Raw genomic sequence first — 25,046 nt, forward strand, 5'->3', positions numbered from 1 at the left:
GGCACCGATTCGCTGGGACAAAGCGCGGCCGCGCGGATCACGCGCATCGGCACGCGGCACAAGTTCTGACGTAGCCGCACACAGCACCGATGCGCGGGAACGCAGTCGCTCAATCAAATATCGACGCAGACGTTCCCACGCCCGCATCGACATACGTTCCCCGACCGCCGCTATTTTTCCGCGCCGATGGTTGTCACCGGCTGCCATTTCATCGACTTGACCTGATACAGCGTCGATGTCGGATTGTTCAGGTCGCCGAATTTGTCGAACGAGACATGGCCGGTGATGCCGTCGTACTGGATCGTGCGCAGCGTCTGGATGATTGCGGCGGGCTTCACCGAATTCGCCTGTTTCATGGCGGTGATGGCGAGCCACGCGCAGTCATACGCGAACGGTGCATACGTCAGCGTATCTGCGCCGAAGCGCTTTTTGAATTTCTCCGCGAACGCGCGGCCTGCGGGCAATGAATCGACGGGCCGGCCGTATTCCCAGGCCATCGCGCCTTCAGCCGCGTTTCCCGCCGAACTGATGAATACGCTGTCGGCAATCCCGCCGCTTCCGACGAACTGCGCACGTATGCCGAGTTGCTTCATGCGCTTGACGATCAGCCCGGCCTGACCATCGAGTCCGCCGAAGTACAGGAGGTCGGCATTGGCGGCCTTGATGTTGGTCAGTTGCGCATTGAATTCGACCGCCTTGTCGTTGGTGTACTCCTCCGACACGACCTGGCCACCGGCCGCCTGCACGGCCTTCCTGAACTCTTCGACCGCGCCTTGTCCGAAGGCTGTCCGGTCGTCCATGACCGCGATTCGCTTCGCCTTCGTGACCTTCACGGCGTAGGTGCCGGCGTTGCCGGAGTTCTGGGTGTCGGTGGCGATGATGCGGAACACGTTGTTCAAGCCCTGGCGCGTGATCGCCGGATTCGTCGCCGCCGGATCGAGCAGCGGAATGCCGGCGCGCGCGAAGATCGGCGCGGAGGGAAGCGCGACGCCGGAATTGTAGTAGCCGACGACGGCAACGACGCCATCGTCGACGAGCTTCTGCGCCACCTGAACGCCTATGCGCGGATCGCCTTGATCATCGACGGATGCGAGCTCGAACTGAACCGGCTGCCCACCGATGCTGATGTGTTGCGCGTTGGCCTCTTCCAGGGCGAGCCGCACGCCGTTTTCGAGATCCTTGCCATTGGACGCGCTGATGCCGGTGAGCGGCGCCGACAGGCCGATCCGAACGGTTTGCTGGGCGTTGGCGACGAGCGGCGCGATGCACAGCGCGGACGCGGCGAAGAGGGAAACGAACGTTTTCATGACAGAGCACTCCATCGAAGGAAGGACATACGTTTCAGCCAGCATCGTGAATCGGCGGCAGTTCAGGCGTTCGCGGAAACGCGAGTCGAAGGCCCGTCGTTCGGTCTGGTATATCTTCAATGTCTCCGGGCAAAATGTTTCGGTACTTATTCTCTGTCCAATTCGCGCGTTTCGTATTCGGGTTAAATACTTACCCCGCCACGGATGAACGGTTGTTCGGATATCGAGAGAGCCACACTCTGTATAGTCCGCAGACATGGATAACACTTCAGACGAGCTACAAATGAATCGAACAGAGAAAGAGAAGATGTTGGCCGGCGAGTTGTACACCGCCAACGATTCCGAGATTCAGACCGATCAGGCAGCGGCCCGTGCATGGATGGCGCGTTTCAATGGAGCCTTCGACATGCCGCTTGCGGAGCGGTATCAGCTTATGAAGGAACGGTTCGCGGCCGTTGGATCAGACTCGATGGTGCGGCCGCCGTTCTTTTGCGACTACGGCTACAACATCAGCCTTGGCGCCGGGGTATTCCTGAACTACAACTGCACGATCCTCGATGTCGTCTCGGTGGAAATCGGCGACATGACGCAGATCGCGACGGGCGTGCAGATTCTGACCGCCGATCATCCGCGCGATCCGGCGGTACGAGCGACAGGTCTGGAATTGGGGCGGCCCGTGCGGATCGGCCGCAATGTATGGATCGGCGCGGGCGCGATCATCTTGCCGGGCGTGACGATCGGCGATGACGCACTGATCGGCGCGGGCAGCATCGTGACGCGGAATGTACCGGCTGGCGCGACCGCGGTGGGGAACCCGGCACGTGTACGTCCTGCTGTGCGCGACTGAAACCATCGCGCGCCGCAAGCATCAAGCCTCACGATCCGGCAGCAACGCAGCAAGCAGCCGCCGCAACTCCAGACAATCTTTCCTTGTCAGCCGCGCGGTGAGAATGCGCTCGACTTCCTCGACGCTCGGACGCAACGCAGCCAGTTGCTTCTTTCCGGCCGCCGTCAGAAAGAGCACATAGCTGCGCTTGTCCACGGGATCGTCGGAGCGCTCGATAAGGCCGTTGCGAACCATGCGAGCGACGAGATCGGCAATCGTCGAACGGTCTACATCGAGTTGATCGCCGAGTTGACGCTGATTGACGCCGGGCGTCTCGTGCAGCACTTCGAGCGCGGCGTACTGCACGCTCGTGACCTCGGCGGAAACCTCGGCGAGCCACACCGCTACATGGCGCTGCTGCGAGCGACGCACGAGGCTGCCCGTATATTTCGACAGCGCGTCGCGGTCATCTTCTTTGTTCGGCAATTTGTTCAGTTCATGAGCGAGTTGACGCATGCGGAAAGATCGGCCCGAAAAAGGCGTTCAGCTCCTCATACGCGTCCAGGGGCAGGACGTGCGCGACATATTGATCCGGACGGACCACGACGAGCGCGCCCCGTTCGCGGTCGATGCCGCGCTCGTCGAAGATATCAGTCACCGAATCGCTGGTAAATGTTTTCTCGTAGTCGACGAGGCCATGCCGTCCCTTGCGCGGCAGGAGAATGCCGGGCAGATCGTTCAGCCGAACGTCGCGATGATCCTGCTGCAACACCGCGCGCAGATCGAGAACGCTGTCTGGATCGGCGCCTTCCGGCGTCACGCGGCGCAACACGGAATCCGGCGACGTGCTGAGGTGTTCGCACAACGCATCGAGCGCGTTGCGACTGGCATCCGCGAACGCATACAGACGCCAGCGACCGTCGGCGCGCGCGGCATGCCCGAGGTGCATGGGCTTCGCATCCGCCGCGCGAATGACGGGCGACGAGTGAAAGCGCGTGCCGATCGTGAAGCCGCTCGCGAGCGCCTGATGAGTCGGCTCGCCCGTCAGCATGGCCGGCCGGTAGCGCGTCGCGACGCCCGCCGTATAGCGGCCCGCACGGACGAAGTACGCCTGAAGCTCGGCGGGGTCCACACCGCCTGCTTCGGGCCGGCTTGGGTCCTTCGGCGGCGCGGCCATCATGGCCGACCACTCCTTGTCGAAATCGATGAGTTCCTGCGCGATGGGCTGACGTTCGTCGGAATACGTGCGCAGGAGGTCGGCATCGCCGAGTCCCCGCAGCACCGCGCCGAGCTTCCAGCCGAGATTGAAGCCGTCCTGCATCGAGACGTTCATGCCCTGACCGGCTTTCGCGCTATGCGTGTGGCAGGCGTCGCCCGCGATGAACACGCGCGGCTCGCGAGACGCGCCATCGGCTGCGATCGCATCGTCGAAGCGGTCGGTCAGACGCTGGCCGACCTCGTACACGGAAAACCAGGCGACTTCCTTGATGTCGAGCGAATAGGGATGGAGAATCCGTTGCGCCGTCTGGATGATGCGATCGACCGTAATCTGCTTGAGGGTGTCGCGGTTCTCGGCCTTGACCTCGCCCAGATCGACGTAGAAGCGCACCAGATAGCCGCCTTCGCGCGGAATGATGAGCAGATTGCCTTCGCTCGCGGACTGGATCGCGGCCTTCAGGCGAATGTCGGGAAAGTCCGTGACGGCGAGCGCATCCATCACGCCCCACGCATGATTGGCCGCATCGCCGCGCAGCGTTTGCCCGATGGCCGTGCGCACGCGGCTGCGAGCGCCATCGCAACCCACTACGTAACGCGCGCGCACGGTGACGGTCTCGTCGAGCCGCGATGCATCGGTGCGCCGCAACGTGACCCGCACGGGGTAGTCGCCGTCTTCGTCGCGCTCCACGTTCACGACTTCGAGATCGTAGTCGGGTTCGAGACGCGGGGCGGAGCGTCGCATCACATTCAGCAGATAATCCTGGACACGCGCCTGGTTGACGATGACGTGCGGAAACTCCGACAAACCTGTTTCGGTATCCTGAACACGTCCGGTACGCTTGATCGCGCCGCGATCGTCGGCATCGGGCCGCCAGAAGACAGTTTCGTTGACCCAGCACGCCTCGCGCTGCAGGCGCTCGCTCAGGCCGAAGGCATGGAACATCTCGACGGTCCTGCACGCAACGCCGTCCGCCTGACCCATCAGGAGCGGTCCCGAACGGCGTTCGACGATGCGCGTATCGATCGTCGGGAACTGCGAGAGTTGCGCGGCCAGCACGAGTCCGGCCGGCCCGCTGCCGACGATGAGGACATCGACGGTAGCGGGCATGTCGGCATGAGGCGCGCCTTCGGCGGCAGGTTCGATCGTCGGATCGCCGACGCGGAAACCGTCGAGATGAAATTGCATGGTGTCTCCTCTTTGATGGATGTCTCGATGGTTCGAAATATACTCCGTACACCAACCATTTTCAAAGCGATTCCGACGAACCGGATGTTTACCCCTAGATGCGCGCGTCGCGTTCCGTGCGGCGACGCGCGGCGTCCGTGCAATGCAGCGTCAATCGCGACGCAGCGTCTCGACTTGCCGCTTCCAGAGCGTCCAGGGCCGCTCGATCACGCCGAGGTTGGTCTCGGTGCTGGCGCGGCCTTCGCCCTCGTCGAGATACGTGACCTCGCCGCCCAGCGCGATGGCTTTCTGCTGCATGGCGGCGTTGAGTTCCGTATAGATCGCACGATAAACCGCCGCCGGCAGCGACGGGCCTGTCGCCACGAAGCCGTGACCGCGCATCAGCGCGACGTCCGAGTTGCCGAGCGTCTCGGCCAGCGCCTTGCCCTGCGCGCTGTTGCGCACCAGCATGTCGGTGCAGCCGAAGCAGTGGCGAATGTCGAACACCGGCGAACCCGTGGCGAGGAAGCCGGCCATGTGATAGATCGGGCGCAGTTGCACCGACGACGCCGCGAACGGAATCACCGAAGGGGAATGGCTATGCACGACCGCCTTCACGTCGGGGCGCGCGCGGTAGATCTCGGCGTGGATCCACGTTTCCAGATAGCGCTTGCGGGTGTCGCCGTCGACCGGCTGGCAGTCGAAGTCGAGCGTGAGGATGTCGTCGGGTTGCACCAATTCGGGCGCCATCGACTGCGCGATCAGAAAATGCTGCGGATTGCGCGGATCGCGCACGCTCACGTGGCCGAAACCGTCGAGCACTTCGTGCTGCGCGAGGATGTGGTTGGCGGCGGCGAGGTCATCGAACAGGCGCGTCATGTCATGCGCGTCATGCGTGGTCGGGGCGGCGGTGTAGGGCGTGTTCTGCGTCATGGTTTATATCGTTGCGAGTGATGTGATGTGAGGTGAGGTCGGGCGCGCGCCGGCGGCCGAAACCTCGGGTGGAAACAACTCGCCGGGCAAGCGGCGCGGGAAGGCATTGAGCGCGACGCTGGCAAGAGCGCGCGCGTCTCGACGTGTCAGTGTCCGAACGCGGCGGCGTCGGGCAGGCTTTCCGGCCGCTCGACCAGAAAGACCAGCACGGCAGCCGTGACGAGCGAGGCGCCCAGCACGAGGAACATCGCGCCCGGGCCGCCTGTCGCCTGTTGCAGCACGCCCGAGAATGCCGGTCCGCACATGGCGCCGAAGCGCGCGATGCCGAAGAAAACGCCGACTCCCGTGCTGCGGATTTCAGTGGGATAACTGACGGCGACGAGATTGTTGAGGACCGTCTGCGTGCCGATCACGAACATGCCCGCGACCACGATGATCCAGAAGATCTGACCGCCGCTCTTCAGCGCGAGCATGCCGATGGCGCTCGCGCCGAGCAGCCAGGCGATCGACATGGCGAGACGCCGGTTGCCGATGCGGTCGGCCATGAAGCCCGAGAGCAGGCTGCCGAACGCGGAGGCGAACACCAGCAGGGAGCCATACGCGAAGCTGATCGAAAGATTCTCGCCGCGCTTGAGCAGGATGGTCGGCAACCAGCCCGACAGTCCGTATGACGAGAACAGCGAGAGCGCGCCCATCGCCCAGAAACATAGCGTCTGACGGCGAAAGCGCGCGGCGAACAGCGCGCGGAACGAGCCGGCCTTCACGGTCGGCGCAGGCGCGACCAGTTCGGCGTTGCGAAACTCCGCAGCGCGCGCCGGCCAGAAGCGCATCAGTTGCGCGCGCACCTCGTCCACACGGTTGCGGCTTCCGAGAAAGGCCACGGATTCCGGCAGCACGAATTGAAGGGCCAACGCGAGCACCATCGCCAGCGCGCCCGTGAAGTACATGCTTTGCCAGCCGAAGTGCGGCATCAGCCACGCCGCGATGAAGCCGGAACTGGTCGCCCCGCCGATCCAGCCGAGCGAGAAAAAGCCGATCGTGAACACGTTGTTCGAACGCTTCGGGGCGATCTCGTTGATGTACGTGACGCACATCGGCATGAGCAGGCCGAGCGCGACCCCCATGACGAAGCGCAACACGACGAACGAGAACAGATCGTGGGCGAAAAGCCCGATGGCGAGGCTCATCAAGCTTGACAGCCAGACGCCGGGCAGGATCACGCGACGTCGTCCGAAGCGGTCGCCGAACAGACCCGAAACGGCCGAGCCGATCGCGAAGCCGCCAAGCCCGCACGAGAGCAGCAGGCCTATCTGACTCGGCGAGAGATGCCACGCGGGCGCGACGTCGTGGACGATATACGACGCGTTATACAGATCGAAACCGTCGTACCAGAGGATCAGCGCGAGCAGGATCGCGAGACGGAAGTGAAAAGCGCCGAGCGGCGCGGCTTGCAGCGTGTCGCGCAAATCGAGGCGATTGCGCGGTAACGGCGTCGAGTCCAGGGTCATGCAGTGTCTCCGGATGTGAGGACTTGCCGCTCTTGCCGATACGGCTCGCGGCGTCCTTGTTTTTTGTCCCGGAGTTCACTCTACTGGTACAGTTTATATCTATCAATATTGAGTTTTAAAATCAACATAACGACGCTTTCACCGCGCGGCCGGAAAGAACATGAGTGAACGAGAGTGGAACGATGTGGTCACCTGCGAGCAAGCGCTGGCGCGATTGAACATCAAGGCGGCGACGCTCTACGCCTATGTCAGCCGTGGCCTGGTGCGCGCCACGCCGCATGCGGACGGCCGCAAGCGCTTGTACCTGCGGCGCGACATCGAGCGGTTGGCCGCGCGCAAGCGCGGACGCCCGCCCAGCGGCGCGGTGGCCGAATCGACGCTGCGTCTCGGCGATCCGGTGCTGCACTCCGCAATCACGCAAATCACGCCGCACGGACCGCGCTACCGCAATCGGCTCGCCGTCGATCTGGCCGGGTCGGGCGCCGCGTTCGAATCGGTCGTGCATCTGCTTACGACGGGCATCTGGCAGAGCGGCTTCGCGGTGTGGGCGCCGCTCGCGACGCCGCCCGACGTGCTGCGCTTCCTGTCGGTCTACGAGGGCGGTATCGCGAGCGGCGACATCGGCGCGCTGCTGGGCATGGTGCCCTTCGCGCTCGCGATGCAGGGGCGCGGCACGCGAGAGATCGCCGACGGCGGCGCGGTGCAGGCCGCGCGCCTGATGCTGCAAAGCATGGCGGGATGCGTGGGATTCCTCGGGCCCGAGCGTGCGTTCTGCCCGCGCGCCGAAGGCGAGAGCATCGCCGGCCAGATCTTGCGCGGCGCGGGAGCGGCGGTGACGCCCGAGACGCTGCGCGCGGTCACTACGGCGCTCGTCGTGCTGGCCGACAACGAACTCGCGCCCGCGACGTTTTCCGCGCGCGTGGCCGCGTCGACCAATGCGGATATCTTCAGTTGCGTGGCGGCGGCAATCGGCTCGCATATCGGCTTTTCTACCGGCACCGGCACTGAAAAGATCGAGACCTTGCTGCTTTGCGAGCCGTTGTCGGAACTGGATTCGCGCGTGGACCGCGTGCGCGAATACGGCGCGAGTCTCTTCGGATTCAACCATCCGCTCTATGCCGGCGGCGATTCGCGCGCCGATCTGATGCTCCAGGCGGCCGCGGAAATCGCGGGACGTGGCGAATCGTCGTCTGCCGCGCGCGAGGGAACGCGCATCACGATCGCGTTTCTGGAGCGCATGCGGCGCGAACTGGACGCGCATCCGGGCGTCGCGCTCGGCCTCGTGACGCTCGCCCGCGCGCTCGGATTGCCCGACGGGACAGCGACCGCCATCTGGATCGTCAGCCGCACAGCCGGGTGGGTCGCACACGTGATGGAGCAACGCACGCAGGCTTTCCTGCTGCGTCCGCGGGCGAAGTACGAAACGACGCCTTCGCCTGAAAACGGCACGGGTTCCTGACGAAGACGCGCCATTTGAACGTCCCAATGCGCACGACCATTCGACGGTTCGACCAATCGACACGGCCGCGTGAAACGCCGACAATCGGGCGCATGCGGCGAATGCCGGCAATCAAAGCGGGGAAACGATAAACCAGGAGGCGCGCATGGTCATCACGAACTCGCAGTCCGGCACGAACGTCGAGGAAATCGCTGCTGGCGTGTATCGCATCAACACGCCGGTGACGTTGCCCGGCGACGCGGGAGGCTTCTCCTTCAACCAGTATCTGATCGTCGACGACGATCCGCTGCTTTTTCATACCGGCCCGCGCAAGATGTTTGCGCTCGTGCGGGAAGCGCTCGCGAGCGTGCTCGATCCGGCGCGTCTGCGGCATATCGCGTTTTCGCACGTCGAAGCAGACGAATGCGGTTCGCTCAACGAGTGGCTGGCGGTATCGCCCGATGCCACGCCGCTCTGCGGCACGGTGGCGGCGATGGTGTCCATCACGGATCTGGCCGATCGCGCGCCCGTCGCGCTCGCCGACGGGCAGGCGGTCTCGCTCGGACGCCACAGCGTGCGCTGGATCGACACGCCGCATCTGCCGCATGCGTGGGAGTGCGGCTTCATGATGGAGGAAAGCACGCGCACGCTGCTATGCGGCGACCTGTTCACGCAAGGCGGCGCGACGCTGCCCGCGCTGACCACGGCCGATATTCTCGGCCCGAGCGAAGCGTTCCGGCGCAGCATGGATTACTTCTCGCACACCCGCGATGCCGACGCGATGTTCGAGCGCCTCGCGCAGCTCGAACCCACGACGCTCGCTTGCATGCATGGCAGCGCGTGGAGCGGCGACGGTGCTGGGCTGTTGCGTGCATTGGCTCAGAGCGTGCGTCAATGAAGCGCCTTCGGGCGTCACTCGCCGACGGTTTCGACATCGAGTTTCGTCAGACACATTCCGCTCGCGCCGACGACACAGCCCGTCACGACATCGAAGCGCAAGCCATGCGCGGGACATTGCAGAATGCGTCCGTCGAGCCGGCCGTTGGCGAGGGAAGCCCCGTTGTGCGGACATGAATTGTCGATCGCGTGAACCACGCCTTCGATATTCAAGAGCACGACGCTGCGTCCATCGACGAATGTCAGCGAGCGCGCGCCGGGCTCGGGAAGCTTGTCCGGCGCAATCGAGATCGTCCGTGTCATTTCGGGTTCAATGCCACGCGCTCAGATCGTCGCACGGCGTGTGCGCGTCCATCCAGTCGTAGGGTCCGTATGGTTTCCCCCAGGCAAATGTTCGCGATGCGGCCGACGAGGCGTCGGTTGGCCGCTTGGTCTGCGGATCGCGCTTCGATTCGACCGTATCGACCGTGTCGGCTGTTTCCGTCGGCGAGGCTGTGTGCAGGCAATCGGGCATTGCATTTTCTCCAGATAAAAGAAGGCGTGTACGTGAATTCAGTGGCCAGGCGCGTCGGTTCCAGCGATGACTCGCTGCTCCGCCGCCCGACCGCGCAGCGCGTCGATCCGGCCCAGATCGCGTGCGTATCTCGCCCGGCCGAGCGCGAACGCAAGCATGGCCGCGATGCCGACGACGGGAATCACCTGCAACGCGCCCAGCAGACCAATCCGGTCGGCGATCGCGCCAGTGACGAGCGGGCCGGGCGCAAGGCCGAGCAGATTGTTCGCGAGCGTCAGCGTCGCGAATGCGGACGCGTGGATCGTCGATGGCGTGAGATTGGCCACCATCGCGCCCGCCGGACCCGACGTGCCCGCGACGACCAGAATGCCCGCGCCGAGCAGGACAAGCTGCAATGCGCCGGGCTGGACCCGGAAGCCGATGGACAGCAGCACGAGCGAGATCAGGCAATAGGCGAGCGCCGTGATCCACTTGCGCGAGGGCACATCCCGGCAGACCCGGTCCGTAACGACACCGCATCCGACCATGCCGATGCCGCCGAGCAGCACGAAGACCGCGGCGCCTGCAGCGGCCTTGTCCGCGGGCATCGCGTAGTAGCGGTTCAGAAAGCTCGGCATCCACGCGATCACCGCGCCCATGATGAAGAGTTGCAAGCCGCTGCCGACGTAGGCGCAGACCACCGAAACCGTCGAGAAGAGGCCCGCCACCAGCGCGCGCAGGCTCGTGCGCATGCCGCCCGCCTGCCGCGCGGCGGACTGGGCGTCGCCATAGCGCGTGGCGATGCGCTTGTCGGAAACCGTCAGCCGGTAGACGATCACCAGCACGATGCCGAAGATCGCCATCGCGGCGAAGGACGCGCGCCATCCGAAGTGAATGGCGACGAAACCGCCCAGCGCCATGCCGAGCACCGAACCGAACGCGCCGCCGGCCATGAAGGCGCCCGTGAGCGTGGAGCGAAGGTGCGCGGGAAAAATACTGAGGATGAGCGCGATGCCGACGCTACCGTAGGCCGCCTCGCCGAGACCGACGCAGGCGCGCGCCACGAGCATTTCGCCGTAACTGGTCGCGACCGCGCAGCCGAGCGTGGCGAGACTCCAAAGCGTGGCCATCAGAACGAGGCTGCGCACGCGGCCCCAGCGGTCGGCGAGCACGGAAAGCGGGAAGGTCAGGAGGCCGACCATCAGCGCCACGACGCCGCTGAGCGAACCCAGTTGCGTATCAGACAGACTCCACGCCTGCTTCAGCAGCGGAAACACCGCGTTCAGAACCTGCCGGGACATGTAGTCCGATAGCAGCAGACCGAAAGTCAGCGCGAATACGATCCACGCGTATTTGCGTGATGTGGCCAGAGCGGTGTTGTCGTCACACTTCGCCGGCTCGATGCAATGCATATCCAAGATTGTCTCCTCCGATGTTTGGCGTGGGCGCCGTCTCGCGCATGAGTGCGCGGCGGGCCGCTGTTTGTTCCGGCGGGAAACGTGAGCATCCCGCCTTCGCCGTGGAGTGTTGAGTTCAGGCAGCAGGCGCGGCGACGGGCGCAACGCCTGCTAGCCCGGTTTTCAGGCCGCGCGCAGCGGCAGGTTGACCTGACCGGCCCGGCGGTTGGGCGCCATGCCGTTGGCGGCGAGCGTCTCATCGACGGTTTCGTATTGCACGCCAATGCGATAAATGTCGCGCGCTTCCTTGCCGCTCGCGATCTCGCGGCCCAGTTCTCGCGCCACGCGCACGCACTGCTCGATCTGCTGCACCGAAGTGAAGCGCTTGCCGTGCTGATCGATGATGGTGTCCTCGATGCCGCAGCGCGGATGCAGGCCCATCGACATCGCCATCATATTGAACGGCAGCACGTTCTTCAGCAGCGACTCGGCCGTGAGCGTGCAGCCGTCCGGCGCACGGTGAACGAAGTTGAAGAAGTTGAACGGGTTCGGACCGTCGAAGCCACCGCCGATGCCGATCCACGTAAGGTTCAGCGGTCCCCTGTACACGCCCTTGCGCACGAGGCGTTCGAGCGTCTCCAGTGCGTGGATACCGGTCAGCTGGAAGTGCGGCTGGATGCCGGACGCCTGCAGACGGCGCAGATGCTCCTCGACCCACGCGGGACCGGCCGGAACCGTCATTTCGGCGTAGGCGGCCATGAACGCGGGGTTCGAGAGCGAGGTGCCCGCCAGATACTCCGGATACAGCAACTCCATGATGTTCATCTGCGTCGTGTTGATCGCGACCGTCACCTGATCGGGCTTCGGATCGAGATCGGCGAGCATGTGGCGCGTATCGTCGGACAACCACTTTGCCGCCTGGCCGTCGTCTTCCGGCGCGAAGGAGATCGAGCCGCCCACCTGGATGATCATGTCCGGCACCGCTGCACGCACGCCGGCGATCAGTTCGTTGAACTTCGACAGGCGCTTGCTGCCTTTGCCGTCCAGCTCGCGCACGTGCAGATGGAGAACCGTCGCGCCCGCGTTGTAGCAATCGACGGCCTTCTGCACCTGTTCTTCCATCGTCACGGGAATATCTTCGGGGAAATCTTCCGGCATCCATTCGGGGCCGTAGGGCGCAACGGTGATCACGACCTTGTCCTGGTTTTCAGGGTGAAGCGAATCGTCGAGGAATTGCATGTTTGCTCCAGAGAATTGAATTTGTTGACCTGATCCAATCGTAGTGGAGAGATGCCTCATGCAACCCTCTCGCGTCGGGAGGGGGCTTATTGGGGGCGCGATCCGCCGCCGTTGCCCCTCCCTCCGCGAGAGGGGCAACGGCCGCGCGCTTTCCGTATTCTTTCAACATGACTTCACGCGTCGTGAGGCAGACCATCCTGCGACTGCCTGTTCGAGCGGCCCGGACATCTTCTTCATACGGGATGTCCAGAAGCTAGAAAATACGGAGACCTTATGAAACTCGGAATTCCATGCTTCGCGGTATTGCTTGCGTGCTCAGGCGCCGCGGCGGCGCAAGGCTCGGTGACGCTCTACGGCGTAGTCGATGCAGGCGTGCTTTATCAGAGCACGTCAGCCGCGTCGTTCGCGCCGAACGCGCCCAATCTCGGCAAGGTGTATCGCTACAAGGACGGCGGCATTTACGCGAGCTACTGGGGCCTCAAAGGTAGCGAAGATCTGGGCGGCGGATATCGCGTCAACTTCAGGTTGCAGGGCACCTTCGATTCGGGCACCGGCCGCTTCGGTCTCTCGGATACACCCGGCGTGCCCGCGCAATTCAACCAGTTCGCGACGCTGGGCGTGTCCGGTCCGTTCGGCACGTTCAACGCGGGCCGCCAGATCGTGCCGATGGTCTACGCGATGTTCGATACCGACGTGCGCGCAGCGCAGTACTTCGGCAGCATTCTTACCGCGTGGCTCGGCATGAATCAGGCGGCCGGCTGGCCCGGCACGAGCACGAACGGTCCTATCGGCGCGCTGTACGACAGCAACGCGCTCGTCTACGAATCGCCGAAATTCTATGGTGCGTCGCTCGCGCTCGAATATGCGCCGGGTGGCGTGCCGGGGGAGTTTCAGGGCGGCACGCGCGAGTCCGTCGTCCTCAAGTATTCGAACTTCGGCCTTAACCTCGCGGCGGTCTACTACAACGGACACGATGCGAACCCGCTACCCGGCGTCGCGCCGACCGGTCTGAACAATAACCGCCTCGTGTACCTCGGCGCGATGTACACGTTCAGCGACATCTCGGTGTCCGGTTCGTACAGCCACGGCAAAAACCCGGCGAATACCGGCCGGGCGGATTACGACCTCTATTCGCTGGGTCTTGGTTATCGGTTCTCGCCGGTGCTCAAACTCACTTCGGGGTTCTACTACCTGAAGGACAAGAACAACTCGACGAATCATTCGAGCGAATTCGCGATCGGCACCGAGTACAGCTTGTCCAGACGCACGCTCGCCTATGCGCAAGTCGGCTATGTCGACAATCACGGCACGATGAACCAGACGATCGTCTACGGACAACCCGTGGCTCCGGGCGAGTCGACCACGGCCGCGATGATCGGCCTGCGACATAACTTCTGAGTGGCGGCTGCCGAAATCCTGTGAACCATAACCCGGAGCAATCCATGCAGAAAATGAAGTCACGCAATGCTATGTGCGCCGTATCTATCGTGCTGGCGTCGATGAGCGCCGGCTTTCAATCGAGCCAGTCGATGGCGGCGGCGAGCGCGCCTTCGATGGCGTCGAGCGCAAGCGCGCCTGTAGCAACCCGGAAAGACAATCGCGCGTTGCGCAAGCTCGTGTACGCCGCATTCGCGAAGGACAAAAGCATCGACGCCGGCGACATCGGCGTCAGTGCGAAAGACGGCGCGGTGACGTTGACCGGCACGGCCGCCGACCCGGCGCAGATCGACAAAGCTGTCTCACTGGCGAAAGGCGTCTCCGGCGTGAGCTCCGTGACGAACAAGCTGACCGTCAGGCGCAACTTCGCGCAATAACGAGGAATCGCATGAGAACGATCGAATACAGCATGGCGACGATCGATGAATTCGTCGGCCGCGAGTTGGGCGTGTCGGACTGGGTCATCGTGGATCAGGCGCGCATCGAGGCATTCGCGCAATGCACGGGCGACATGCAGTGGATCCACGTGAACGAGGAACGCGCGCGACGCGAGAGTCCTTTCGGCGGAACCATCGCGCACGGCTATCTCACGCTCTCGTTGCTGGCGACGCTCGCGATCGAAGTCGGCCTGATTCCCGCAGATGCATCCGCAGCCTTGAATTACGGGCTGGACAAGGTGCGCTTCATGACGCCGGTCAGATCCGGCGCGCGGGTGAGATGCCGTGTGGTGCTGAGTTCGGTGGAAAGAAAGGGCGGCGGTCGCATTCTCGTCAGGACGGACAGCGAACTGCAGATCGAAGGCGAGGACAAGCCCGCGCTGATCGCCCAGACGCTCGCGATGCTCGTCGCGTGACGGACGGTGCTGGAGGAGACCGGAATGAAAGTATGGAGATTGGTATGGCAGCAAACATGAGCCACGAAAACGACGGCCTCACGGCCAGCGCAACCGACGGCATGCTCGGACCCAACCCGTTCGTGGGCTTGCGCGCGATGGACATGCTCGCCGCCGCCGGGCAAATCGGCGCTCAGGCGATGCTGCATCCCGCGCTTTTGATGGGACAGACGGCGGCGCTCGTGCGCGATCTGACATCGGCGGCCAATGGCAAGGACGCATGTTCGCCGCAACAGGGCGACAAGCGTTTCGCCGATCCGGCGTGGCGCGAACAGACGCTGTATCGCACGACCATGCAGGGCTATCTGGCATGGCGCAACGCGCTCGCCGGATTCGTGGATCGATCCGCGCTCGACGACGCCAGCAAGGAGCGCGCGCAGTTCGTGATGTCGCTTGTGACGGATGCGCTCGCGCCGACCAACACGCTCGCGGGCAATCCCGCGGCGCTGCGAAAGCTCGTGGCGTCGCGCGGCGCGAGTGTCGTCGCCGGCATGCGAAACATGCTGACCGATACGCTCAACAACAAGGGCATGCCGTCGCAGGTCGACAAGCGCGCGTTTCGCGTCGGCGAGAATCTCGCGACGTCCGCCGGCGCGGTCGTGTTTCGCAACGAAGTGCTCGAACTCATCCAGTACGCGCCGGCGACGCCGAACGTCCACGCGCGTCCCCAGCTGATCGTGCCGCCGCAGATCAACAAGTTCTATATCTTCGATTTGTCGCCGAACAAGAGCATCGTCGAGTATCTGGTGAAGAGCGAGTTCCAGGTGTTCGCAGTCAGTTGGCGCAACCCGACCGAGGCGCAGCGCGAGTGGGACATGGACACGTATGTCGCCGCGCTCATCGAAGCGATCGGCGCGGTGCGCGACATCACCGGCCACGCGGACGTGAACCTGCATGGCGCGTGCTCCGGCGCGATGACGATCTCCGCGCTGCTCGGCCATCTGGCGAGCCGTGGCGAGAAGACGGTCCACGCGGCCACGCTGATGGTGGCGGTGCTCGACAGCAGCGCGCGATCGCAGCTTGGTCTCTTCACGACGCCCGAGGCTATCGAAATGGCCAAGCGCAATAGCCGCGCGAAGGGCGTGTTGCCGGGCGAGGAAATGGGCCGCGTGTTCGCGTGGATGAGACCGAACGATCTCGTCTGGAGCTTCTGGATCAACAACTATCTGATGGGCGAGGCGCCTCCGGCCTTCGACATTCTCTACTGGAACAATGACGCGACCCGTCTGCCCGCGAAGCTGCACGGCCAGTTGCTCGACATCTTCACGCATAACCTGTTGAGCGAGCCGGGCAAGCTGACGGTGCTCGGCACGCCGGTCGATCTGTCGAAGGTCACGTGCGACACCTACGTGATGGCCGGCATGACCGATCACATCACGCCGTGGAAGGGCGTCTACAACACGGCGCGCGCATTCGGCGGCAAGACGCGTTACGTGCTGAGTTCGAGCGGACATATCCAGAGCCTGATCAATCCGCCGGGCAATCCGAAGGCGAAGTACTTCCGTAACGACGCATTGCCCGAAGACGCCGATGCATGGCTCGCCGACGCCCGGCCCGAAGCGGATTCATGGTGGAGCGACTGGCGCGAATGGCTCGCGCAACGCTCGGGCGAATTGCGCCCCGCGCCGCGAACGCTCGGCAACAGGCGTCACAAGCGACTGGCCGATGCGCCGGGAACGTATGTCAGCGAGGCCTGATCCGGACCGGCGCCCGATCGGCATTCACATGGAACAAGAACGATGAAAAACATGCGCGCACCGGACATACAGACCGTCTCGCTCGACGGCCAACTACTTCGCGTGGGCATCTGGCGCGGCGGCGACGCTTCGCCGCCGCTCGTCGTGTTCAACGGCATCGGCGCTAATCTCGAACTGGTGCAACCATTCGTGGATGCGCTCGGCGATGTCGAAGTCGTGATCTTCGACATTCCTGGCGTCGGCGGATCGCCCGCGCCGCTTGTGCCGTATCGCTTCGCCACGCTCGCGGTGATGACCGACAAGCTGCTCTCGAAGCTCGGCTATGAAGGACCGGTGGATGTCCTCGGCGTCTCGTGGGGCGGCGCGCTGGCGCAACAGTTCGCGTACCTGTATCCGTTGCGCTGCCGCAGGCTGGTGCTGGCCGCGACATCGCCGGGCGTCATCATGGTGCCGGGGCGGCTCTCCGTGTTGTCGAAGCTCGTCGGCGCGCGCCGCTATCGCGACCCGGACTATCTGCGGGAAGTGGGCGCGGAGATCTATGGCGGCGCATATCGGCGCGACCCCGCGCTTCTGGCGGAACACGGTCGTCACATTCGCGCGCCGGGCGGACGCGGATACATGTATCAACTGCTCGCGACGTGCGGATGGAGCAGCCTGCTGTGGCTCGGTTGCCTGCGCCAGCGGACGCTCGTCATGCACGGCGACGACGATCCCATCGTTCCGCTTGTCAACGCGCAAATCCTTGCCCGGCGCATCCGGCGCGCGACGCTGCACGTAATCGAAGACGGCCATCTCTTTCTTATCACGCAAACGCGCGAGGTCGGTCCGCTGGTGCGCAGCTTTCTGTTGAGCGAGTAGCGTCGCCGTTGCGTGAAGCGGATCGCGAAAGAAACGCGTATCGTGTCGGGTACCTTGAACTCGCAGCGTGCTTCATGAACCCAATTCGCCTTGCGCGGGGCCGCGCGATTGCCATCGCCGCCACCTGCTTCATGCTCGCGCTGACCGGATGCGCGTCCTCGTCGTCCGATACGCGGAATTCATCGCGCGATTCACAATCGCAATCGCAGGCCGCCGGCGCGGCGTCGCTCGATGCCGCCATGGCCGGATCGCAACGCAGCGATAAGGCGCGTGCGCGCGACGTCTATCGTCATCCGCGAGAAACGCTGCAGTTCTTCGAACTCGCTCCGACCCAGACGGTGCTGGAAATCGCGCCGGGCGGCGGTTGGTACACGGACATTCTCGCGCCGTATCTGCGCAATTCGGGGCAGCTTTACGAAGCGCAATATCTGAGCACGTCCGCCGATCTCGCCGCCGAGGACGACGCAACCGATGCCGCCTATCGGCGCAAGCTCGCGGACGCTCCCGCCGTGTATGGAAACGTCGTCGTCGGCACGTTGCACGCCGGCCGGTTCATCGGCTTCGACGCGCATGAGCGATTCGACCGCGTGTTCACGTTTCGAAACATCCATAACTGGATCAAGGATGGCCAGATCGATGCGAACCTGCGCGCGTTTTATGGCGCGCTGAAGCACGGAGGCGTGCTCGGCGTCGAGGAACATCGCGCGCGGCCGGGCGCGAGCGTGCAGCAGATGATCGATTCCGGCTACGTGACCGAGGCGTTCGTCATTGAGCACGCGCAAGCAGCGGGTTTCGTGCTGGTTGCGCGCAGCGAGATCAATGCGAACGCGAAGGATACGAAAGACTATCCGCACGGCGTGTGGTCCTTGCCGCCCACATACAAGGGCGGCGACGTCGACCGCTCGCGCTACGCCGCCATCGGCGAATCGGATCGCATGACGCTCAGGTTCGCCAAACCATAGCGATGGCTCAGACCTGGGCGAGACCGCCGTCGACGAAAAACTCCGCGCCCGCGACGAAGCTGGAGTCGTCGGAACCCAGGAAAAGCACGACCTTGGCGACTTCGTCCGGATCGCCTACCCGTCCGAGCGGCACGTTCGACGCCATGTAGTCGAGCAACCCTTGCTGTTGCGCCTGATCCGGGCCGGCCAGTTCGACCAGACCGGGCGTTTTCACCGGTCCCGGGCTCACGACGTTCACGCGAATCCCCCGGTCCTTGAGGTCCAGAGTCCAGCTTCGGGCGAGATTGCGCACGGCCGCCTTGGACGCGCTGTAGACGCTGAACGCGGCGGTGCCGGTGCTGCCCGCCGTGGAGCCGGTCAGGATCACGGAGGCACCGTCGCGCAGAAGCGGAATCGCTTTCTGGACGGTGAAGATCACGCCCTTCACGTTGCGCCCGAACGTGTCTTCGTAGTGTTCTTCAGTGATCGCGCCCAGCGGCAGCATGGAGCCGCCGCCGGCATTCGCGAACAGCACGTCGATGCTCGAATGCTTCTGCTGGACGGCATCGTAGAGGCGGTCGATGTCCGCGAGTTTCGACATGTCCGCCCGCACGCCTACGACGCGTCCCTTGATCGATTCGACCGCCTCGTCCAGTTCCTTCTGCCGGCGACCGGTGATGAACACCGACGCGCCAAGCGCGGCGAAGCGCGCCGCGCTCGCATAGCCGATCCCGCTGGTGCCGCCCGTCACGACCACGACCTTGTTTTCGAATTTGCCAGTCATTTGAACTCTCCGATGATTTCGCGGCGCACGCTGCGTCGCGTTGAGAACATCATGCCGATGAGACAATCGGCGCGGTAGACTCCAAATTCGGGTTTGATCGTTCCAAAAATGGGTCAATGAGCATGGCGGACATCAACGATTACGTTCTTTTTGCGGAGGTGGTCGCGCACGGCGGTTTTGCCGCGGCGAGTCGCGTATTGCGCACGCCCAAATCGACGATCAGCCGCCGCATTGCCGGGCTCGAAGCGCGGCTCGGCGTGCGCCTCATCGAGCGCTCGACGCGCCGCTTTCGCGTGACCGAAGTCGGGCAAGCCTTCTACGAGCGTTGCCGGACGATCATCCTCGACGTCCAGCAGGCCGACTCGGTTGTCTCCGAGGCGCTGAGCGAACCGCGCGGGCTTATCCGGTGCAGTTGTCCGCTCGGTCTCATGCCGACCCTGTCGAAGGCATACAACACGTTCCTCGCGCGGTTTCCGAAGGCGCGCTTGCAGGTGGTCGCCGTGGACCGCCCCGTCGATCTGATCGAGGAACGCATCGACATTGCCATTCGCGTGCGCGTCAGACTGGATACCGACGCGTCGCTGATCGTGCGCACATTGGGACATTCGAGCCGCATTCTGGTGGCGGCGCCCGTCGTCGCGTCGCTTTGCGCGAACGGGGACATTGCCGTGTTGTCCACCTTGCCGACTCTCGCGACCACGGACCAGATGGGCGAGATCGCCTGGGAATTCACCGGACCGGACGATACCTCTCATACGATCCGAAGCGAGCCGCGAATGACGTGCGTGGACTACGTCTCACTGCGCGATGCGACGGCGGCGGGGCTCGGCGTCGCCTTGCTGCCCGATCATGTCTGCCGGGAGCAACTCGCTAGCGGCGCGCTCGTTCATGTGTTTCCGGAATGGAAAACCGAGCGCGGAATCGTCCACCTCGTGTTCACGACACGCCGCGGACTGCCGCCCGTCGTCCGGGCATTCATCGATCACGTGGCGTCCATCTTCGAGCTTTGACGGATCGTCCGGGCGCGAGGCGCGGCTCGATCAGGGAATGCGATAACTTCCGGTCTTCTTGCCGACGTAGTTATACGTCCCTTTGTCGGAGGGCAGGGCGAGCGTCTGCTGCCAGTCGAAGTGCCCTTCGATGCCCTTGTACTTTCCCGTGCCCGATCCGAGCGTTCCCTTGCCCTTGGTGGAACCGCCCTGATAGGTGAAGGCTTCGACGAACTTGTCGCCGTCCTTGTCGGAATACACGCAGTAGCCGGTTGCCGTGCCCGCGCTGAAGCCGGCCTCGACACAGCGCGCGGTGACGTTCTGCATCAGCGGCGCCTTGTTGTTGTTCGTCATCAGAAGCGTCGACTCGAAGAGATACACCGCGTCGTCGCCGCTCACGCTGATGTTGCGCACGTCCGCTCCCGATGCGGTGTACGTGGCTTCGATATTGCCTTGTTTGGGAAGCGTCTGCGCCCATCCGGCGGATGTCGCCGATACGGCGGCAACCATGCCCGAAAGCGACAGTGTGAGGATTTTCCGTGAACCGCTGAAGCCGGCCATGATCGACCTCGGTGATGTTATTCTTCGTAAATCATTCGAATTACTAAATAAATTATGCAAGCACCTTGGTCCCTGATGGATGCCTTTCGGACGATGCTTGCACATCCTTTTATAGAAGTTTCAAATTGAAAGATCCAGTGCTTCGTTCTTACCGATTCGCGAAGCACGAACGTACGCATGGCGTCGACGTAGACGAAACCGCAAACCCGTCTCCGGCAACCTCGCGCCGGAGCTATGACAAAATCAGCCTCGCGTTTCCACCCTGTCCGATTTCGTCATGAGGCCTCCTTCCGCCACTGTTCCCATTTCGGTCGTCAACGGTTTCCTTTCGGGCGCCGACCGCGCAGCCGTCGTTCGGCTCGCGGAGCATTCCGGCATTCCGCACGATCTGCTCGGCATGCCCGCCGCGCGCGTCACGCAGGAACAGTTCTCGACGCTTTACCGTTTGCTCGCCATGGAACTCGACGACGAGATGCCGGGAATCTTCGCGCGCCCGCTGCGCAACGGCACGCTCAAGTTCCTGTGTCTGAGCCTGCTCGACGCGCCGCGTCTGGAGGTCGCGCTGCATCGTTTCGGACAATTCTTCCACTTGGTACTCGATGAATTCCAGCTCGTGTCGCGCAGGGAAGGGCGCTACGCGATCGTCGAGTTCATTGCGAATCCGCATGGGCCGCAGGCCAGCGCGCTCGCGCGCGAACTCGTGCTCAAGCTCGTGCATGGCGTCGCTTCGTGGCTCATACGCGCGAAGATTCCGCTGGTCGAAGCGGCGTTCGAATTCATGCGCCCCGCGCAGTCCGGCGATCTGCTGTATCTGTTTCCGGGGCCGGTTCGCTTCGGGCGCGATCGCACGCTCATCGCGTTCGACGCGCGCTATCTCGACCGCCCGATCCGGCAGCGGAAATCCGATCTCGACGCGTTCCTTCAGCGCGCTCCGGAAGACTGGATTTTCGTCTCGTTCACGGAGGAAATGGTGTGTCATCGGGTGCGGCACTGCATCGCCGCCGGCCTGCCGAAAACGCCCACCGTCGATGCCGTCGCGCAGCAGTTGCACTATTCGATGCGCACGCTATGCCGGCGTCTCGAAGCGGAAGGAACGACCTTTCAGGCGATCAAGGACGAAGTGCGCCGCGATATCGCGATTCAGCGCCTGACCCGTTCGGACGACGCCATCGCGGCGATTGCCTATGACGTCGGATTCGACAATCCGACCGCGTTTCATCGCGCGTTCCGTCACTGGACCGGCAGCACGCCTGCCGCATACCGGCAAAGAAAGGACGAATAACGCGCGGCGAGCGGCCGGCTCGTTTGGCAGATTTTGTCAGTGAAAGGGCAGATTCCGGTAGCAAAGGAATCCGGCGGCGTTGATACCATGCACCGCAACACATCAACGTTCGTTGCCGCAGCGCGTGTTTATCGAAAAGCTGCGGGTCAGGAGTCATCGATGAATTACACGCCGCCCGTCAAAGAAATGATGTTTGTCATGGAAGAGCTGGCAGATATTGCAAGCATCAGCGAGCTTCCCGGCCTCGCCGATTCGAATGCGGACACAGCGCTTGCCATTCTCGACGAAGGCGCGAAACTCGCCGCCGAAGTCATCGCGCCGCTGAACGCGCGCGGCGACCAGCAGCCGAGCGAGTGGCGCGACGGCACGGTCACGGCGACGCCCGGTTTCGCCGATGCATTCCGCCAATACACGGAAGGCGGCTGGCAAGGCATCAGCCATCCGGCCGAGTTCGGCGGACAAGGACTCGCGAAGCTCATCGCTTCGCCGTGCATCGAGATGCTGAACGCGTCCAACCTGTCGTTCGCGCTGTGCCCGCTGCTCACCGACGGCGCCATCGAGGCGTTGCTGCTCGCGGGCTCGGATGAATTGAAGGCGCGCTATCTGCCGAAGCTGATCGAAGGCGTCTGGACCGGCACGATGAACCTGACCGAGCCGCAAGCCGGCTCCGATCTCGCGCTCGTGCGTTCGCGCGCCGAACGGCAGGGCGACGGCACCTACAAGGTGTTCGGCACCAAGATTTTCATCACCTGGGGCGAGCACGACATGGCCGAAAACATCGTCCATCTGGTGCTGGCTCGCACGCCGGATGCGCCCGAGGGCGTGAAGGGCATTTCGCTTTTCGTCGTGCCCAAGTTCCTGTCGAACGACGACGGCACGCTCGGCGCGCGCAACGACGTCCAGTGCGTGTCGATCGAACACAAGCTCGGCATCAAGGCGAGCCCGACCGCCGTGCTCCAGTACGGGGACCACGGCGGCGCGATCGGCTACCTCGTGGGCGAAGAAAATCGCGGTCTCGAATACATGTTCATCATGATGAACGCGGCGCGCTTCGGCGTCGGTCTGCAGGGCATCGCACTGTCCGATGCGGCGTATCAGAAGGCCGCCGCGTATGCGAAGGAACGCGTTCAGAGCCGTCCCGTAGACGGTTCGGGCGCGGGCTCCGTCGCGATCATCCGGCATCCCGACGTGCGCCGCATGCTCGGCACGATGCGCGCGCTGACCGAAGGCGCGCGTGCGCTCGCCTACGTCGCGGCCGCGCACGCGGATATCGCCCATCATCACGATGACGCCGACACGCGCGCCCGTCATCTGGCGCTCAACGAATTCCTCGTCCCGATCGTGAAAGGCTGGAGCACCGAAATGGCGATCGACGTGACCAGCCTCGGCGTTCAGGTGCATGGCGGGATGGGCTTCATCGAGGAGACGGGCGCGGCCCAGTTCTATCGCGACGCACGCATCCTGTCGATCTACGAAGGCACGACCGCGATTCAGGCGAACGATCTCGTCGGCCGCAAGACGCTTCGCGACGGCGGCGCGGCCGCGCACGCGCTGCTCGCGCAAATCGACGAGACGCTCGACGCATTGAAGTCGACCGATGCGGGCGATGCGGCGCGCGTATTCGAGGCGATGCATCGGCGGCTCACCGATGGACGCGACGCGCTTGCGAACGTCGTCGCGTACGTGCTCGAAACCGGCAAGCGCGATCCGAATGCGGTGTTCGCGGGCGGCGTGCTCTATCTGAAGCTCGCGGGCATCGTACTGTCGGGCTGGCAGATGGCGCGCGCGCTGCTGGTCGCACAACGCAGGCGCGCCGAAGATCCGGCGTTCCACGGCGCGAAGATCGCGACCGCGCATTGCTTCTCCGAATACGTGCTGACGCAGGCGCGCGCGCTGGAAACGGCGATCGTTTGCGCGCACGGCGACGACCCGCTGTTCGCATTGAGCGAAGCGCAATTCTGACGCGAGAGCGCAAACCAACAGGAGCGAAGCAATGCGTGAAGTAGTGGTGGCAAGCGGCGTGCGGACTGCGATCGGCGACTTCGGCGGCAGCCTGAAGGATTTCTCTCCGACCGAACTGGGCGCGATGATCGTGCGCGAAACGCTGCAGCGCGCGAACGTCGCCGGCGATGAAGTCGATCACGTGGTGTTTGGCAATGTCATTCATACGGAGCCGAAGGACATGTACCTCGCGCGCGTCGCGGCGATCGACGGCGGCGTGGCGCACCACGTGCCGGCGCTGACGGTGAATCGTCTGTGCGGCTCGGGCCTGCAGGCCATCGTCTCGGCCGCGCAGAGCATCATGCTGGGCGACGCGGATATCGCGATTGGCGGCGGCGCGGAGTCCATGAGCCGCGCGCTGTACGCGCTGCCGGGCGCGCGCTTCGGACAGCGCATGGGCGACGGCAAGCTCGTCGACATGATGCTCGGCGCGCTGCACGATCCCTTTCAGAAGATCCACATGGGCGTGACGGCGGAGAACGTGGCGCGCAAATACGGCATTTCGCGCGCGGCGCAAGACGCGCTCGCGCTCGAATCGCATCGCCGTGCGGCGCGTGCGATCGCGCAAGGGCGCTTCGGCGACCAGATCCTGCCGATCACCGTGCGCGCGAAAAAGGGCGATGTCGTCTTCGATACCGACGAGCACGTGCGCCACGATGCGAGCCCCAGCGACTTCGAAAGCCTGAAGGCGGTGTTCGCGAAGGAGAACGGCACGGTGACGGCCGGCAACGCTTCGGGCATCAACGACGCGGCGGCGGCCGTGCTGCTGATGGAGCGCGGCGAAGCCGAGCGGCGCGGCGCGAAACCGCTCGCACGGCTCGTGTCCTACGCTCACGCGGGCGTCGATCCGGCGTACATGGGCATCGGTCCCGTGCCGGCGACGCGCAAGGCGCTCGAACGGGCCGGTCTCGACATCGGCCAGCTCGATGTCATCGAGGCCAACGAAGCATTCGCCGCGCAGGCGTGCGCGGTGACAAACGAGCTGGGACTGGACCCGCAAAAGGTCAATCCGAACGGCTCGGGCATTTCGCTCGGTCATCCGGTCGGCGCGACGGGTGCGCTCATCACGGTCAAGGCGCTCTATGAACTGAAGCGCATCGGCGGGCGTTACGCGCTCGTCACGATGTGCATCGGCGGTGGTCAGGGCATCGCGGCGATTTTCGAAAATCTGCAATGAAACGAT

24 protein-coding genes are annotated in these 25,046 nt (G+C 64.0%); 13 read left to right on the top strand and 11 right to left on the bottom strand.

Annotated features, from left to right (window positions below):
- Positions 1–170: 170 nt before the first annotated feature.
- A complete protein-coding gene (locus AWB82_RS15035) occupies positions 171–1,307 on the bottom strand; it encodes a branched-chain amino acid ABC transporter substrate-binding protein (RefSeq protein ID WP_096031432.1) in 1,137 nt (378 codons plus the stop codon).
- 283 nt (positions 1,308–1,590) lie between these two features.
- Between AWB82_RS15035 and AWB82_RS15040 the strand changes: the two genes are divergently transcribed.
- Positions 1,591–2,154 carry a sugar O-acetyltransferase gene (locus AWB82_RS15040; protein ID WP_086968396.1) on the top strand — a complete coding sequence of 188 codons (564 nt, stop codon included), beginning with the start codon at positions 1,591–1,593 and terminating at the stop codon, positions 2,152–2,154.
- A 21-nt stretch (positions 2,155–2,175) separates the two neighbouring features.
- Here the strand turns inward: AWB82_RS15040 and AWB82_RS15045 are convergent, their stop codons facing one another.
- From AWB82_RS15045 to AWB82_RS15060, 4 genes are all read right to left on the bottom strand, one after another.
- Positions 2,176–2,649 (bottom strand): MarR family winged helix-turn-helix transcriptional regulator, encoded by a 474-nt coding sequence (locus AWB82_RS15045; RefSeq protein WP_407643005.1) that lies wholly within the window; start codon positions 2,647–2,649, stop codon positions 2,176–2,178.
- Entirely contained in the window at positions 2,630–4,537 is a 1,908-nt protein-coding gene (locus AWB82_RS15050) for an FAD-binding monooxygenase (RefSeq protein ID WP_086968398.1), read from the bottom strand. Before AWB82_RS15050 ends, AWB82_RS15045 begins: the two co-directional genes overlap by 20 nt.
- 150 nt (positions 4,538–4,687) lie before the next feature.
- Complete coding sequence (locus AWB82_RS15055) at positions 4,688–5,449, bottom strand: class II aldolase/adducin family protein (protein WP_086968401.1); 762 nt, start codon at positions 5,447–5,449, stop codon at positions 4,688–4,690.
- 146 nt (positions 5,450–5,595) lie between these two features.
- A complete protein-coding gene (locus tag AWB82_RS15060) occupies positions 5,596–6,957 on the bottom strand; it encodes an MFS transporter (protein ID WP_086968403.1) in 1,362 nt (453 codons plus the stop codon).
- 160 nt (positions 6,958–7,117) lie between these two features.
- Here AWB82_RS15060 and AWB82_RS15065 point away from each other — a divergent pair, with 160 nt between their 5' ends.
- The gene (locus tag AWB82_RS15065) at positions 7,118–8,416 is read left to right on the top strand and encodes a citrate synthase (protein ID WP_086968405.1); all 1,299 of its coding nucleotides are present in this window, start codon (positions 7,118–7,120) and stop codon (positions 8,414–8,416) included.
- Between the two features lie 145 nt (positions 8,417–8,561).
- The gene (locus AWB82_RS15070; RefSeq protein WP_086968408.1) at positions 8,562–9,293 is read left to right on the top strand and encodes an oxygen-binding di-iron domain-containing protein; all 732 of its coding nucleotides are present in this window, start codon (positions 8,562–8,564) and stop codon (positions 9,291–9,293) included.
- A 14-nt stretch (positions 9,294–9,307) separates the two neighbouring features.
- On the opposite strand, the gene AWB82_RS15075 is transcribed toward AWB82_RS15070, so the two are convergent.
- The 4 genes from AWB82_RS15075 to AWB82_RS15090 all read right to left on the bottom strand — a co-directional run bounded on the left by AWB82_RS15075 (position 9,308) and on the right by AWB82_RS15090 (position 12,421).
- Positions 9,308–9,595: a Rieske (2Fe-2S) protein gene (locus tag AWB82_RS15075; RefSeq protein ID WP_086968411.1), complete on the bottom strand. Its 288-nt coding sequence runs from the start codon at positions 9,593–9,595 to the stop codon at positions 9,308–9,310.
- A 7-nt stretch (positions 9,596–9,602) separates the two neighbouring features.
- Positions 9,603–9,806 carry a hypothetical protein gene (locus tag AWB82_RS15080; RefSeq protein WP_086968414.1) on the bottom strand — a complete coding sequence of 68 codons (204 nt, stop codon included), beginning with the start codon at positions 9,804–9,806 and terminating at the stop codon, positions 9,603–9,605.
- Positions 9,807–9,844: 38 nt separating this feature from the next.
- Positions 9,845–11,197 (bottom strand): MFS transporter, encoded by a 1,353-nt coding sequence (locus AWB82_RS15085; protein ID WP_086968417.1) that lies wholly within the window; start codon positions 11,195–11,197, stop codon positions 9,845–9,847.
- 168 nt (positions 11,198–11,365) lie between these two features.
- Complete coding sequence (locus tag AWB82_RS15090; protein ID WP_086968419.1) at positions 11,366–12,421, bottom strand: BKACE family enzyme; 1,056 nt, start codon at positions 12,419–12,421, stop codon at positions 11,366–11,368.
- Between the two features lie 273 nt (positions 12,422–12,694).
- On the opposite strand from AWB82_RS15090, the gene AWB82_RS15100 reads away from it, so the two are divergent.
- The 6 genes from AWB82_RS15100 (at position 12,695) to AWB82_RS15125 (ending at position 18,267) form a co-directional block, all read left to right on the top strand.
- Positions 12,695–13,819 carry a porin gene (locus AWB82_RS15100; RefSeq protein ID WP_086968424.1) on the top strand — a complete coding sequence of 375 codons (1,125 nt, stop codon included), beginning with the start codon at positions 12,695–12,697 and terminating at the stop codon, positions 13,817–13,819.
- A 44-nt stretch (positions 13,820–13,863) separates the two neighbouring features.
- Entirely contained in the window at positions 13,864–14,235 is a 372-nt protein-coding gene (locus AWB82_RS15105) for a BON domain-containing protein (protein WP_086968426.1), read from the top strand.
- Between the two features lie 11 nt (positions 14,236–14,246).
- Complete coding sequence (locus tag AWB82_RS15110; RefSeq protein WP_086968428.1) at positions 14,247–14,711, top strand: MaoC family dehydratase; 465 nt, start codon at positions 14,247–14,249, stop codon at positions 14,709–14,711.
- A 44-nt stretch (positions 14,712–14,755) separates the two neighbouring features.
- Positions 14,756–16,447, top strand: a complete 1,692-nt coding sequence (locus AWB82_RS15115) for an alpha/beta fold hydrolase (RefSeq protein WP_235023299.1) — start codon at positions 14,756–14,758, stop codon at positions 16,445–16,447.
- Between the two features lie 42 nt (positions 16,448–16,489).
- Complete coding sequence (phaZ, locus tag AWB82_RS15120; RefSeq protein ID WP_086968431.1) at positions 16,490–17,305, top strand: poly(3-hydroxyalkanoate) depolymerase; 816 nt, start codon at positions 16,490–16,492, stop codon at positions 17,303–17,305.
- 74 nt (positions 17,306–17,379) lie between these two features.
- Positions 17,380–18,267, top strand: coding sequence for a class I SAM-dependent methyltransferase (locus AWB82_RS15125; protein ID WP_086968434.1), 888 nt, complete (start codon positions 17,380–17,382; stop codon positions 18,265–18,267).
- A gap of 7 nt (positions 18,268–18,274) precedes the next feature.
- Here the strand turns inward: AWB82_RS15125 and AWB82_RS15130 are convergent, their stop codons facing one another.
- Positions 18,275–19,030 (bottom strand): SDR family NAD(P)-dependent oxidoreductase, encoded by a 756-nt coding sequence (locus AWB82_RS15130; RefSeq protein ID WP_086968436.1) that lies wholly within the window; start codon positions 19,028–19,030, stop codon positions 18,275–18,277.
- Positions 19,031–19,146: 116 nt separating this feature from the next.
- Between AWB82_RS15130 and AWB82_RS15135 the strand changes: the two genes are divergently transcribed.
- The gene (locus AWB82_RS15135) at positions 19,147–20,040 is read left to right on the top strand and encodes a LysR substrate-binding domain-containing protein (RefSeq protein ID WP_235023300.1); all 894 of its coding nucleotides are present in this window, start codon (positions 19,147–19,149) and stop codon (positions 20,038–20,040) included.
- Positions 20,041–20,070: 30 nt separating this feature from the next.
- Here the strand turns inward: AWB82_RS15135 and AWB82_RS15140 are convergent, their stop codons facing one another.
- Positions 20,071–20,580 carry a hypothetical protein gene (locus AWB82_RS15140; RefSeq protein ID WP_235023301.1) on the bottom strand — a complete coding sequence of 170 codons (510 nt, stop codon included), beginning with the start codon at positions 20,578–20,580 and terminating at the stop codon, positions 20,071–20,073.
- A 277-nt stretch (positions 20,581–20,857) separates the two neighbouring features.
- Between AWB82_RS15140 and AWB82_RS15145 the strand changes: the two genes are divergently transcribed.
- The 3 genes from AWB82_RS15145 (at position 20,858) to bktB (ending at position 25,040) form a co-directional block, all read left to right on the top strand.
- Entirely contained in the window at positions 20,858–21,862 is a 1,005-nt protein-coding gene (locus tag AWB82_RS15145; RefSeq protein ID WP_200818115.1) for an AraC family transcriptional regulator, read from the top strand.
- A gap of 159 nt (positions 21,863–22,021) precedes the next feature.
- Positions 22,022–23,824: an acyl-CoA dehydrogenase gene (locus AWB82_RS15150; RefSeq protein WP_086968439.1), complete on the top strand. Its 1,803-nt coding sequence runs from the start codon at positions 22,022–22,024 to the stop codon at positions 23,822–23,824.
- Positions 23,825–23,855: 31 nt separating this feature from the next.
- Complete coding sequence (bktB, locus tag AWB82_RS15155; RefSeq protein WP_086968442.1) at positions 23,856–25,040, top strand: beta-ketothiolase BktB; 1,185 nt, start codon at positions 23,856–23,858, stop codon at positions 25,038–25,040.
- The last annotated feature ends 6 nt before the right edge of the window (positions 25,041–25,046 follow it).

The sequence above is a fragment of the Caballeronia glebae genome (assembly GCF_001545035.1).
Classification (GTDB): domain Bacteria; phylum Pseudomonadota; class Gammaproteobacteria; order Burkholderiales; family Burkholderiaceae; genus Caballeronia; species Caballeronia glebae.